General features: G+C 63.3%; 9 protein-coding genes. 8 read left to right on the forward strand and 1 reads right to left on the reverse strand.

Annotated elements, in window-relative coordinates; translation table 11 throughout:
* Window positions 1–35 precede the first annotated feature (35 nt).
* The 4 genes from QF036_RS24350 to QF036_RS24365 all read left to right on the forward strand — a co-directional run bounded on the left by QF036_RS24350 (window position 36) and on the right by QF036_RS24365 (window position 6701).
* A complete protein-coding gene (locus QF036_RS24350) occupies window positions 36–4361 on the forward strand; it encodes a Pls/PosA family non-ribosomal peptide synthetase (RefSeq protein WP_307106252.1) in 4326 nt (1441 codons plus the stop codon).
* 136 nt (window positions 4362–4497) lie between these two features.
* Window positions 4498–4998, forward strand: a complete 501-nt coding sequence (locus QF036_RS24355) for a hypothetical protein (protein WP_307106254.1) — start codon at window positions 4498–4500, stop codon at window positions 4996–4998.
* An 80-nt stretch (window positions 4999–5078) separates the two neighbouring features.
* Window positions 5079–5303, forward strand: coding sequence for a hypothetical protein (locus QF036_RS24360; RefSeq protein WP_307106256.1), 225 nt, complete (start codon window positions 5079–5081; stop codon window positions 5301–5303).
* Window positions 5304–6029: 726 nt separating this feature from the next.
* Complete coding sequence (locus tag QF036_RS24365) at window positions 6030–6701, forward strand: response regulator transcription factor (protein WP_307106529.1); 672 nt, start codon at window positions 6030–6032, stop codon at window positions 6699–6701.
* Here the strand turns inward: QF036_RS24365 and QF036_RS24370 are convergent.
* Entirely contained in the window at window positions 6688–8178 is a 1491-nt protein-coding gene (locus tag QF036_RS24370) for a sensor histidine kinase (protein WP_307106258.1), read from the reverse strand. The two genes, QF036_RS24365 and QF036_RS24370, sit on opposite strands and share 14 nt — an antisense overlap.
* A gap of 1061 nt (window positions 8179–9239) precedes the next feature.
* Here QF036_RS24370 and QF036_RS24375 point away from each other — a divergent pair.
* The 4 genes from QF036_RS24375 (at window position 9240) to QF036_RS24390 (ending at window position 13090) form a co-directional block, all read left to right on the forward strand.
* The gene (locus tag QF036_RS24375; RefSeq protein WP_307106260.1) at window positions 9240–9548 is read left to right on the forward strand and encodes a heavy-metal-associated domain-containing protein; all 309 of its coding nucleotides are present in this window, start codon (window positions 9240–9242) and stop codon (window positions 9546–9548) included.
* Between the two features lie 69 nt (window positions 9549–9617).
* On the forward strand, window positions 9618–11759 hold the full coding sequence (locus QF036_RS24380; RefSeq protein ID WP_307106261.1) for a heavy metal translocating P-type ATPase: 2142 nt from the start codon (window positions 9618–9620) through the stop codon (window positions 11757–11759).
* A gap of 91 nt (window positions 11760–11850) precedes the next feature.
* A complete protein-coding gene (locus tag QF036_RS24385) occupies window positions 11851–12321 on the forward strand; it encodes a hypothetical protein (RefSeq protein ID WP_307106263.1) in 471 nt (156 codons plus the stop codon).
* A gap of 148 nt (window positions 12322–12469) precedes the next feature.
* On the forward strand, window positions 12470–13090 hold the full coding sequence (locus QF036_RS24390; protein WP_307106264.1) for a DUF305 domain-containing protein: 621 nt from the start codon (window positions 12470–12472) through the stop codon (window positions 13088–13090).
* The last annotated feature ends 46 nt before the right edge of the window (window positions 13091–13136 follow it).

The raw sequence follows: 13136 nt of genomic DNA on the forward strand, positions 1-13136 counted from the left end.
GGCTGACTATCAATTCCAATGAAGGAATCAGCACAATGACCAAAAACGTGAAGACCCGGAGCCGTGGCGGGCTCCGCCCCGCCGAGCTGCGCGGGATCCTGACAACAGGGCAGAACGGGCAAGGCCCGGTCCTGACGTCAGCCTTTCCCGACCATGTGGCACGGTGGAGCAGGGGGCAACGGCTGAACCAGCTGTTTGAGGACCGCTGCGACACCTTCGTAGAGCAGGGCCGCGCCGATCAGCTCGCCGTGGACGCGGAGGATGCTGTCCTTACCTACGAGGATCTGGACCGGCGGGCCAACCAGCTGGCACGCTACCTGCTCACTGCCGGTGCGCGGCCGGGGGACCGCATAGCGCTGCTGTTTGATCAGCCGTCTTATGCCTACGTCGCAATGCTGGGCGTGCTTAAGACCCACGCGGCCTACGTTCCGCTGGATCCTGGCTTCCCGCCGGACCGGCTCAAGTACATCGTCGAAGACGCCGACGTGACGACCGTCCTTTCCCTGTCTCATCTGCAGGACCTGCTGCCGGAAGTGGCAGCGCTGACGATCTGCCTGGACGACCTGCACGAGCAAGTGGACGCCCAGGACCCATCCCGCATGGAAGAACCACTGGAGGGCGGGACAAAGGATGAACTTGCCTACATCATTTACACGTCAGGCTCGACGGGCAGGCCGAAAGGCGTTGCGATCGAGCACGCGAGCATCTGCAACTTCGTGCGGGTCGCCGCCGCCCTCTACGGGATCGAGCCCACCGACCGCGTGTACCAAGGGATGACCATCGCCTTCGATTTCTCTGTTGAAGAAATCTGGGTTTCCTGGCTCGCCGGAGCCACCCTGGTGCCCAAACCCGCAGGCGCCACCCTGCTGGGCGCCGACCTTGCCTCCTATCTGGTGGCGAAACGGATCAGCGCGCTGTGCTGCGTGCCCACCCTGCTGGCCACCATCGACGAGGACCTGCCCGAGCTGCGCTTCCTATTGGTCTCCGGGGAGGCATGCCCGCGGGACCTGGTAACCCGCTGGCACATTCCGGGCCGCCGCTTCCTCAACGTCTACGGACCGACGGAGGCGACCGTCACAGCCACCTGGGCCCTCGTGGACCCGGACGGCCCTGTCTCCCTGGGCGTCCCGCTTCCGACCTATTCCGCTGTCATCCTGGATCCCACCGAAAACCGTTCACTGCCGCGAGGTGAGTCCGGGGAGATCGGTCTTGCCGGCGTCGGCCTCGCCCGTGGATACGTGAACCGCCCGGACCTGACAGAGAAGGCCTTTGTTCCGGACTTCCTGAACATCAGCAACAATCCATCGGGCAGGATTTACCGCACCGGCGATTTGGGCAGGATCAACAAGGACGGGGAAATCGAGTATCTGGGCCGCATTGACACACAGGTCAAGATCCGCGGCTACCGCATCGAACTCGCGGAGATCGAGTCCTTCCTTTTGCAGTTCCCGGGGATTGCACATGCGGTTGTGGATACTTTCGAACCGAAACCGGGACTGGTGGAACTTGCAGCCTTTTTCACCCCCCGCCATGACGCCGGGAACATTGAAGCCCACGACATTCATCAGATGCTCCGCACCAGGCTGCCCGGCTACATGGTGCCGGCCTACTACGAGCAACTCGATTCCATTCCAATGATGGCCAGCGGCAAGGCCGACCGGAAGCGTCTGCCGCGGCCGTCCGAGCGCTTCAGCATGGCAGCCTCCGGAACGTACACGGCGCCGGCAACACCGGCGGAGGCCTCACTGGCCGAACAACTGGGCGCGATCCTGGGGCTCGACCGGATGTCCACGGAGGCGCATTTCTTCAACGACCTGGGTGCCAACTCACTGCTGATGGCACACTTCTGCGCCCGGGTCAGAAACAACACCGATCTTACGCCCCCGGCCATGCAGGATATCTATCAGAACCCCACCGTCCGTCAGTTGGCCTCCGTGCTCACGGCACCGCAGCCCGAGCCTCCCGGAGCACCGGCGGAGCACGACGGCGAGGTGGTGCCCCAGGCCGCCGTCAAGCCACCCACCACCGCCGAGTATGTAATGTGCGGAGCCATCCAATTGGCGGTATTCATTGGCTACACGACATACAGTGCATGGTTGCTGGTGCTGGGCTTTGAGTGGGCGTCTGCGGCGCAGGGCTTCGTTGACATGTGGTGGCGTTCAGTCGGTTATGGTGCCGCCATATTCGTGGTTCTGTCGCTCACCCCGGTCTTGATCAAGTGGATCCTAGTGGGCCGGTGGAAGCCCGGGAGAATCCGGATCTGGAGCCTGAACTATGTCCGTTACTGGATCGTAAAGACACTGACGCGGATAAATCCCCTTGTGCTGTTCGCAGGCTCTCCTCTCTACGTGCTGTACCTGAAGCTGCTCGGAGCCAAGATCGGCAAGGGCGTGGTAATTTTTTCCCGGATGGTGCCAGCCTGCGCAGATCTCCTGACCGTGGGAGAGGGGACCGTGATCCACAAAAACTCCTTCTTCCTCTGCGCCCGTGCCCGGTCGGGGGTCATCGAGACCGGCCCCGTGACGCTGGGGAAGAATGTCCTTGTCTCGGAGAAAACCACTCTCGACATTGGCACATCCATGGGGGACGACACGCAGCTGGGGCATGCCTCGTCATTGCAGACCCGACAGACCGTTCCCGCCGGCCAAACCTGGCACGGCTCGCCTGCCCGGCCAACCTCCGCCAACTACCGGCGCGTCCCCGTGACGACCTGCACTACACGCCGGAGAGTTATCTTCAGCCTTTTCCAACTTTTCGGCCGACTCTTCCTGGTGCTTCCGGGCGGTGTCCTCGTGCTTGCTGCCCTGTTGCCTTCCTATCTGGACACAGGACACCTGAACCCGGGCAATCCGTCCTTCTTCCTTGAGGTCATGGTCCTCACGCTGGTCCTGTACTGTGCACGGTTCATCGGCGGCCTTCTTCTCGTACTCAGCGTTCCACGCATACTCAATCTGTTCCTCGAGGCAGAGAAGGTGTATCCGCTCTACGGCATACACTTCTCCTTCCAACGCCTCATCGCGAGAATCACGACCTTTAAACTTTATAAGGACACCTTCGGCGACAGTTCGTACATTGTTAACTACCTCCGCGCCCTGGGCTATGACCTCGGCAAGGTGGAGCAAACAGGGTCCAACTTCGGGCCGGAGGTGGCACAGGAGTCGCCTTTCCTGTGCTCGGTGGGAACTGGGACCATGGTCTCCGACGGTCTTAACATGATGAATGCCGATTTTTCGAGCACGTCGTTCCGGCTTTCGAGGGTGCGAATCGCCAACCGCAACTTCTTGGGCAATGACCTGACGTTTCCGATCGGCGCTAGGGTTGGGGAAAACTGCCTCCTTGCCACCAAAGTGATGATTCCCATCGATGGTCCGGTCAGGACGGACGTGGGACTGCTCGGTTCGCCTGCGTTCGAGATTCCCAGGTCTGTGCAGCGCGATGCGCAGTTTGATGAGCTCAAGATTGAAGAGGCGAAGAACCGGCTCCTGCCCGCCAAAAACAGGCACAACATCGTGAGCATGGTCCTGTTCCTCATGATCCGTTGGATCCTCTTGTTTGCGGGAACTCTCTGGGGTGCCGTGGCCGTGACGGCGCATGGCTTCCTTGGTGTGCTGGCTGTGTCCTTCTCAATGCTCGGCTTTATGTTGTTCCGAGGGCTGCTGGCGGTGCTCGTTGAACGCTCGGTTATGGGCTTCCGCCGCCTGAAGCCGCAGTACTGTTCCATTTACGACCCGTACTTCTGGCGCCATGAACGGCTGTGGAAGCTTCTCGCTACGCCGCCGTTCAACGGTACCCCCTTCAAATCCTGGGTTTGGCGACTGCTGGGCGTGAAGGTGGGCAAGCGGCTCTACGATGCAGGCGTCAACATCCCGGAGAAGACAATGGTGACCATTGGCGACGACTGCGCCTTCAACGAGGGGACGGCCATCCAGTGCCACTCGTTGGAAGACGGAACGTTCAAGTCAGACCACATTGTCCTGGGCAACAGGTGCTCCCTGGGCGTTGAATCGTTCGTCAACTACGGGGTGGTGATGGGGGACGGAGCGTCACTGGAAGCTGACGCTTTGCTCATGAAGGGCGAGGACGTCCCGGAGGGCGCCCTCCTAGTGGGCAACCCGGCGCGCGACGTGACCCGACAGCGAGGGACAAAGGCACCGTCGCCCGCTATGTCTTCAGGCCCCCGGCACAGGGCAGCTGCCGGTGCCCCGGCTGCCCGGAGAAGCGAGGCCGCCGCGGAATCGATGCGGCAGCGTCATCGTGCAACGGCGGATGGGCGGAGCGAGGCCATGGCATCCATGCGGGAAGAGGCGCACCGGAGGTCACACGCCCAGTCACATCGGCACCGGAGGACGGTGTCACGGTGACGGAAGTGCCAGGCCCATCGCAGCGCCGCCGCCCATCGCCGCAACCCGCCCGCCGCTGAACCCGGCCACCGCCAAGCATCAGGAACCGGTACCGACGGTGGTTAGTCAGATGCATGAGATCACGACAGGCAGCAGCATGCCGCCCCCAGTGCAGACGGATCCCGCAGCGAATGTGCAAGCGGGCGTCACTGTCTATTTCCTGGGCGGGGAGCAGAATTTGCTCTACGTTGAGGTCGACGGGCAGTGGGTGGAATACGCAAGATCCGCCCCGCCGCCGCAGGCTCCGGCCGAAATCCCCGCCCAAGTCGGCCCTGATACCCAATCCGGCCCTGATAACCAGGCAGGCCCTGTCCACTGGGCCGGCTACACCTGCCACAGCCCCCACGAGATTACACGGGAACGCAAGCGCCGGGTCTACTACGACCCGGCCTCCAGGCCGGACGTGTTGAAGGCCGGGAACGGGGAGGCTGCCGCCCTGCCCTTGCCCGTCCTGGAGCTTGCCAGACACCCCGAGGACCCGGAACCGTGGCTCGATCCAGACACAGGAGACCGGTTTTCCTCAGTCCAGGCCAGCACGGTCACGAAGCTGCTGAGGTATGCCCCGCGAAAGCCGTTTACGGCTCCGGCTGTTTGGTAATACACTGCTCGTTCACACGGAGGTTTCAGTTTGGCACATTAGTCTGAACGGGTAAGGCAGCCCCAGCTTAGGAGAACGCAATGGCCGATGACACAAGAACCATGGAGTTCGTCGGTCGGGTCGCCATGAAGTGGCTCGAAGACTTTGCGGACAATCCCAAGCGCGGAAGCTATATGGAAGCCGTGGCCGATCTGACTGCCCTCATCCTGGGCGGCGCCACTGAAGCGGCGGGACTTGTAGGTGAGGAAGGCGCCGGAGTCACGGGCCTTCCGGGTGCGCTGGAAGACGAGGCCCAAGCCGGCTAGGAAGCCACCTGCTGCTTAGGGCCGGTTCACGTCAGTAACCCTGACCACCGCAGTACCGGTCTCGTCTGAGATCTTTCGATGGGTGAGACGTCACGTATCCCAAAGGTTGTGAGACGGTCCGTGCTTCCATCGGCCGGCTTATGGGACGTCTCTGGCGTGAAGTCAGCGACGGCTCAATCTGTTGAACGAAAATATTCTCCAGGTTTCAACAAGCGATAGCAGCATACTCAGAAGTACGTGACGGGAGTTGAGGCTAAGCATTCGGAACCGAGGTTACCTGGCCAAGCCGGCTTTCTGCTTATCATCGGCGGGATGCTGGTCGTTGCGATTGGTTGTGCCTTCCTGTTCTTTATACTTTAAATTTTGAAGGTTTTGACACCAGTCGAGTTCCTCTCCGCCTCCGGCCTGACCTGGTCATCACATGCCGGGGACAACATCACACCCACTGCGAACCAGCCTGGGCTGGCTTACCCCCTCCGTCTCCACCGCCCTGACCGGACAGCCCACAGCGGTCACAGGTGACCCGCCGATCATGGTGCAGCGTCTACCAAGGCCAGTCAACCTATTCACAGCGACAACTTCAGCCTCACCGACCGGGCCCATCACCCAGACCGAATGCGCCATGAAATCAGCGAGGTCACAACGGTCACGGACCATGTCGTTGAGGCCGCACGCCCCACGGCCGGTCCCGGACTGCTGGCTCTCCCACGTGAGAGGATGTCAACCGTGCGGGTTCTGCTCGTGGAAGATGAAGTCCTGCTGGCTGAGGTGATCCGGCAGGGGCTAAAAGCTGCGGGCTTCGTCGTGGACGTTTCCCATGACGGTGTGGACGGGCTGTGGGCCGCCACGGAGAACCTGTACGACGTCGTCGTGCTGGATGTGATGCTTCCGGGCATGCACGGGTACGCGGTCCTAAAACAGCTGCGTGAACGGCAGAACTGGGTGCCTGTGATCATGCTGACGGCCAAGGACGGCGAATATGACCAAACGGATGCCTTCGATCTGGGGGCAGATGACTACTTGATCAAGCCCTTCAGCTTCCCCGTGCTGGTCGCTCGGCTGCGGGCACTCATACGCCGCGGCGCTCCGGAACGGCCGGCTACCCTGGCGGTTGGCTCACTACGGCTGAACCCGGCAACGCGGCACGTGACCCGAGATGGGCAGGTCATCTCCCTGACCGCCCGGGAGTTCGGTCTGCTGGAATACCTGATGCGCAGGCCCGACGAGGTTTTGTCGAAGGCCCAGATCCTCGACAACGTCTGGGACCCGGATTTCCGGGGCGATGACAACATCGTCGAAGTGTATATCGGGTATCTGCGGAGGAAAATCGATGAGCCGTTCGGCCTCAACACGCTCGGCACAGTACGGGGCATGGGCTACAGACTCAGCGCTGACTAGGATTCGCGACGGGGACATCCGCAGAGGGTTCGGTAATTGGCCGGACCATCGGCGGGAAACTAAATTCGAAGCGGCACCAGCCCTGTAACGTCTCGGTAGCAGTAACGCGACCGTTATGTGCCTCTACGATGCCACGGGTGATCGCCAGACCCAGGCCACTTCCGCCCTGCTGGCGCGACCGGCCCTGATCCAGACGGACGAAGCGCCCGAAGATCCTTTCCCTGTCGACCACCGGCACGGGGGGCCCATCGTCATCGATGGTCACAACCACAGCCTGAACCGTCACCGACAGCTTCACGGCAATGGCCCCTGCCGCATGGCGGTCCGCGTTATCCAGCACATTCCGGAAGGCCTGGCCCAATCGGACCGGATCTCCCGCGATCTTGGCCGGAACGAGGTCAGCGGTAATCCGGTGCCGGCTCGTGGCGTTCACTTTGCGCAATTCAGTGGCCAGAACATCATCGAGGTCGACGTCCTCACGGCGGACAGCCAGACCTTCATCGTCCGCCTTGGACAACGTCAGGAGATCCTCTACGAGGCCCTGCAGCCGTTGCGTCTCCTCGGTAAGGATCGGTTGCATCCCCCGCCACGTCTCTCCGGAGGCGTCCGAAATGGAGATGTCCAGACCCGTGCGGATGGTTGCAATCGGGCCCCGCAACTCATGGCTAGCGTCGGAGACGAACTGCCGTTGCCTTTGATCGCCCGCTTCAATCCTGTCAAGCATGGAGTTCATCGTGGCCGCTAGAGCCTGCAACTCGTCACCCGTGCCGGGAACATCTACCCGCTCACCCAGCCTTCCGGCGCCAATGCGGCTGACCTGCGTCCGGATCGTTTCCACTTGCCGCAGGGAACGCCCGACGAGGAAATGCACCGACCAGGCCACCACGCCCAGCAGCAATGGCATAGCCACCAGCAACAACCAGGAGACAATCCGGACCGAGTCAGACTGGGGCTGAATGGTCCGGGCCGCCAGAACCCAATACCTGCTGCCTTCATCATCGACGCCCAACACCACGAGATAGCGTTCGTCACCGTCCCCCAGGAGACCGGGCGCAGACACCTTGTCGGTCGCGATCTGACCCGCAGTCGGCCTAAGCGAACTGAGCGGCGTCTGCAAAATCTTGGGCTCGGAGGCCCCGACGACCTTCCCTCTGTCATCGATGATCTGCACCAGGGGGTCCTTCTTCACGGTCTCGGCGACCGAGATGCTGGCATCTTCGATGTCCAGGTTGTGGACTAATGCTGCTACGTCCTGGACCTTGGTCCGCAGGAAACTGTCTGTACCGGCAACGAGCGCGGACTGCAGTGTCAGGACCAGCAGCAGCCCACCGGTCAGTAGCGCGACGGCGACGACGGCGACTGCAGCCAGAGCGGACTGCCAACGGAGTCCACGACGCAAAGAGACCCAGCGCCCTTGCCGTGCTTGTGATAACCGAACCGGGAGCGCGGCGGTGGATGACGGATCCGGTCGGTCCATGGTTCAAGGATTCAGGCTGAACCGTCCCGGCGCAATGGGAGACTCTGCCGTCTCAGTTTCCTCTCAGGTGCTTTGCTGATCATGGAAGGTAGCTGGATATGGGGTACAGATACCAAACGAAAGCATCGGACCATGACCGTCATCGGCAATTGGCCAGACCCAATGTGATGTGAGCAGCGCGGCGTGCCGACTGCATTTACTTCTCGAACTGACGGGCGGTGTGGGTCATAACCTCAACCGCCGGATCAACGCAGCAAGAACCTCACGAACCGCCCGGGTCCCCCGGCGTGGTGCCGGCGTAATCTGAAGCCAGGTCGGTGGCGGGAACCTTGACGTTCGAAGCCAAGTGGGACGGGTACATTCACTGCACACTGTCAATCCATGGCCCATCGGCCTGCGGCCGGTCAGCCAACTTGTTGCGCGCCGATTAGCTCCGTCATGTGCCGCTCACGTGTCTTACAGCCGAGGCGACTGTTCGTTCGGTGAGACGGCTCAGATCCCAAGCCTTCCGAGACACTGGTGGGCTATTCGTGCATCGACATGATCAAACCGGCGGGACGGCGACAATGTGAATCAACGGTTGTACGCTCCGAAGATGCCGGAAACCTAACGGGCGCCCATCCGAAGGAGGAAGGGATGAACGCTGCTCTAGCTGTTTGGGCTTGCTGGCTCTATGCGGGGTCGCCCTCGCCGTTTTCGCCGCCGACACCGTTTCCAACGTCCTGGGGATTTTGCTGGGCGTGGTTGGGATTGTCGGATTCATCCTGGCCAAGATGCGTCGGAGTAAATAGATCCCGCAGTTCCTACCGGGTGCGATTCGTCATACCGGTCGCGATTCGGCCACACTTATTGGCCAGCGACCGGTCGCGCTCTGCTCAATCGGTTCGGGCCTGTGAGCTGCGACTCTTCGTCCCGAATCTCTTGCTCAATATACCCCCCGGGGGTATATTTAAGGTGTTGTCAGTGAAGTGGTATGTCCAGGTCGGGTGAGCCGCCGGCCGTCACAGCCGTTCAACCCCAGCAGCCATCGAATCGAACCGTTTTGAAGGAATGGAACTGACATGTGTGGAACTGAATCCCGCAAGGAACTGCCGCTGGTATCGGCCGCGTCCGGCTGCAGCTGCTGCTCAAAGGAAGCCGCCAAAGAGGTGACCGTGGCCGGGGATGCCGAATACGCCCTCGAAGGGCTCACCTGCGGCCACTGCGTGCAAACAGTTGAGAAGGCCGTCACCGCCGTGGCGGGTGTTGATGCGGCATCCGTCGTGCTCGTTCCCGGCGGCCGCTCACGCTTGGTTATTTCCGGAGCCGTCGCTGAGGCAGAGCTCCGTGACGCTGTTGTTTCCGCCGGGTACAGCCTGGCCACCCGCTAATCCGGTCCCTCCGCCCTGCCGGCGCCCTTTGGCTCTCGCAGGCCGGTCCGATCCCCGCAAGGAGGAATCATGGAAGACCACACTCGGCACCATAACCATTCCGCGCCCATCGGCGCCGCCCACGGCACTCCCCCCGCACCCGCCGCGGCTATCGCCACGGCTCCCGCCCACGACGGCCACCATGAAGGCCACGGCCCCGACGATGACCACGTCGTCCACACCCACGGCCAGCACGCCGGCCACAGCACGGCAATGTTCAAGGACAGGTTCTGGCTGACCCTGGTCCTGTCGGTGCCGGTGGTCTACTTCAGCCCGATGTTCGCTCACCTGCTCGGGTACATGCCGCCGGAGTTCCCGGGGTCGGCCTGGATCCCGCCGGTCCTGGGAACGGTGATCTTCCTCTACGGAGGCATGCCGTTCCTCAAGGGCGGCCTGAACGAACTCAGGACCCGGCAGCCGGGGATGATGCTGCTGATCGGCATGGCCATCAGCGTCGCCTTCGCCGCCTCCTGGATTACCACCCTGGGCATTGGCGGCTTCGACCTCGACTTCTGGTGGGAACTGGCCCTGCTGGTGGCCATCATGCTGCTGGGCCACTGGATCGAAATGCGCGCCCTCGGATCCGCCCAGGGAGCCCTGGACGCCCTCGCAGCCCTGCTGCCGGATGAAGCAGAACGCATCACCGACACCGGCACCGAGACCGTCAGCGTCTCCGAGCTCGAGTCCGGTGAAACCGTCCTGGTCCGTTCCGGTGCCCGGATGCCGGCTGATGGCACGGTCATCGACGGGCAGGCCGAGTTCGACGAGTCCATGATCACGGGTGAATCCAAGACCGTGCTCCGCTCCCCGGGCGACACCGTCGTGGCGGGCACCGTCGCCACGGACAACACTGTCCGGGTGCGGGTCACCGCCGTCGGGGATGACACCGCGTTGGCGGGGATCCAGCGGCTGGTCGCTGAAGCGCAGGCCTCTTCCTCACGGGCTCAGGCCCTGGCCGACCGGGCAGCGGCGTCCCTGTTTTACTTCGCCACGGTTGCCGGTGTCATCACGTTCATCGCTTGGACGCTGCTGGGCAGCGTCCCTGACGCGGTCACGCGCACCGTAACGGTTCTGGTGATCGCCTGCCCGCACGCCTTGGGCCTGGCCATCCCGCTGGTGATCGCCATTTCCACCGAACAGGCAGCCCGCGCCGGCGTGCTAATCAAGAACCGGATGGCACTGGAGCGGATGCGCACCGTCGACGTCGTCCTGTTCGACAAGACCGGCACCCTCACCAAGGGCGAACCCGAGCTCAAAGACGTCACCACGGCTGACGGCATCAGCCCGGAGGAGCTGCTGGCCCTGGCCGCCGCCGTCGAGTCCGACAGCGAACACCCCGTGGCGCGCGCCATCGTCCGGGCCGCCCGGCAACAGGGCCTGAACATTCCACAGGCCACAGGATTCACGTCCATGACAGGCCGCGGCGTCCGGGCGGCGGTGGATGGCCGCACCCTGCAGGTCGGCGGCCCGGCCCTCCTGAAGGAACTCGGCATCACGGAACCCGGCACCCTGTCGGCTTCCACCCGGGAGTGGATGGGACGCGGCGCGGCGGTGCTGCACATCGTGGACGGACAACGTGTCCTCGGGGCCGTGAGCCTGGAAGACGCGGTCCGGGAGGAATCGCGGCAGGCCGTGACTGCCCTGCAAAACCGGGGCATCAAGGTCGCCATGATCACCGGCGACGCCCGCCAGGTCGCCGCGGCCGTCGCGGCCGAGCTGGACATCGACGAGGTCTTCGCCGAAGTCCTTCCCGCGGACAAGGACAAGAAGGTCGCCGACCTCCAGGGACGCGGACTGAAAGTGGCCATGGTCGGGGACGGGGTCAACGACTCCCCGGCTTTGGCCCGGGCCGAGGTCGGCATCGCGATCGGCGCGGGCACCGACGTGGCCATGGAATCCGCGGGCGTGGTCCTGGCCGGCAACGACCCCCGGGCTGTCCTGTCCATGGTCGACCTGTCGCGGGCCAGCTACCGGAAGATGTGGCAGAACCTGGTGTGGGCCACCGGCTACAACATCATTTCCGTTCCGCTGGCCGCCGGGGTACTGGCCTTCGCCGGCGTCGTGCTCTCCCCGGCCGCCGGCGCGGTCCTGATGTCCGCCTCCACGATCGTGGTCGCCCTGAACGCCCAACTGCTGCGCCGGGTGAAACTGAACCCGTCCGAGGTTCGCTGACCTCAAAGGCACCACCGGCCAATGGGCGACATGGACCAGTGGCCGGTAGCCTAGAAGTCACAGCAAATCCCGCACAGTAAGGAGGAACACCTTGAGCGCAACGGATCACCGCCGCGCGGCCGCGTTCCTCCGCCGTGCGGGCCTGGTTGCCGCGGTGCTGGCCATCATCGCCGGCATTTTCGGCATGCACGTTCTGACCACCACCCATGCCATGCACTCCCCAGCCTCAGCCACGGCAGGTGCCGAGCCGCATGCCACGGCAGTATCCCCTGACCATGCAGGACACTCCATGACCGTCCCTCACCCAGGACGCTCCCTGGAGCAAGACCGGCCCGGGGCTGTCGTGGGGCAGTGTTCTGAGTCAGGGGACTGCACGAGCATGCACGCCATGACTGTGGCCTGCACCCCGTCAGCGAAAACCGCGTCCATGGCGGCACCGCCACCGGGCACACTCGTGCTCGGCATCAGCAACAACACCGCGCCAGCCGGTGCTGTTACCGGCCAGTGGTCCTATCTTCCCGGCAGCCCGTCACCCTGCGAGCTGTCCATCAGCAGGACGTAAAAAGGGCCCAGCGCCCCGGGCCCCGCCTGGCGCACGCCCCTTTTATCCTGGCCGGTCCCGTCCCGCGGGCCCGTCAGGGGCATCACCGATGCATCCTATCCCTGCGGCGCCATTGCGCCAGCTGATGTTTTGAAGGACCTGATTTCCCATGAACAAGAAGTTTCTGACCCTTTCCGCAACCGGCATCGCCGCGGCCATCGCGCTGGCAGGCTGCGCCTCCGGATCCGGCACCGGCTCCTCCGGCACCTCCATGCCGATGGACCACGGCAGCTCCTCTGCCAGCGCACCTTCGAGCAGCGCCCCGGCTGCGGCCGCGGACCACAACGCCGCGGACGTCACTTTCGCGCAGATGATGATCCCGCACCACGCACAGGCCGTACAGATGAGCGACATGATGCTGAAGAAACAGAACGTGCCGGCCGAGGTGACGGCCCTGGCCACCAAGATCAAGGCCGCTCAGGGCCCGGAGATCGAGACCATGACCGGCTGGCTGAAAGGCTGGAACGAACCCACCACGATGCCCTCGGGTCACAGCATGGACGGCATGATGAGTGACGCGGCCATGAAGACGCTCGAGTCCGCCCAGGGCGCCGAAGCGGCCCGGCTCTTCCTGAGGCAGATGATCTCCCACCACGAAGGGGCGATCATGATGGCCAAGACAGAAAACACCGCCGGCAAGAATGTCGACGCGGTCAAGCTCAGCAAGGACATCGTCACCGCCCAGGAAGCCGAGATCCAGGAGATGCAGAAGCTGCTGGCCACCCTCTAGCCAGCCCGCAAACGGCGCCGGCCCTCCGCCCCCTTGCGGCGGGGCC

The organism is Arthrobacter globiformis, from assembly GCF_030817195.1.
Classification (GTDB): Bacteria; Actinomycetota; Actinomycetes; order Actinomycetales; family Micrococcaceae; genus Arthrobacter; species Arthrobacter globiformis_D.

Excerpts from the sequence above, each read along its gene's own strand:
- QF036_RS24380 (WP_307106261.1), top strand. The coding sequence starts at position 9,618 with ATGGAAGACCACACTCGGCACCATAACCATTCCGCGCCCATCGGCGCC.
- QF036_RS24360 (WP_307106256.1), top strand. The coding sequence starts at position 5,079 with ATGGCCGATGACACAAGAACCATGGAGTTCGTCGGTCGGGTCGCCATG.
- QF036_RS24390 (WP_307106264.1), top strand. The coding sequence starts at position 12,470 with ATGAACAAGAAGTTTCTGACCCTTTCCGCAACCGGCATCGCCGCGGCC.
- QF036_RS24350 (WP_307106252.1), top strand. The coding sequence starts at position 36 with ATGACCAAAAACGTGAAGACCCGGAGCCGTGGCGGGCTCCGCCCCGCC.
- QF036_RS24370 (WP_307106258.1), bottom strand. The coding sequence starts at position 8,178 with ATGGACCGACCGGATCCGTCATCCACCGCCGCGCTCCCGGTTCGGTTA.
- QF036_RS24355 (WP_307106254.1), top strand. The coding sequence starts at position 4,498 with ATGCCGCCCCCAGTGCAGACGGATCCCGCAGCGAATGTGCAAGCGGGC.
- QF036_RS24375 (WP_307106260.1), top strand. The coding sequence starts at position 9,240 with ATGTGTGGAACTGAATCCCGCAAGGAACTGCCGCTGGTATCGGCCGCG.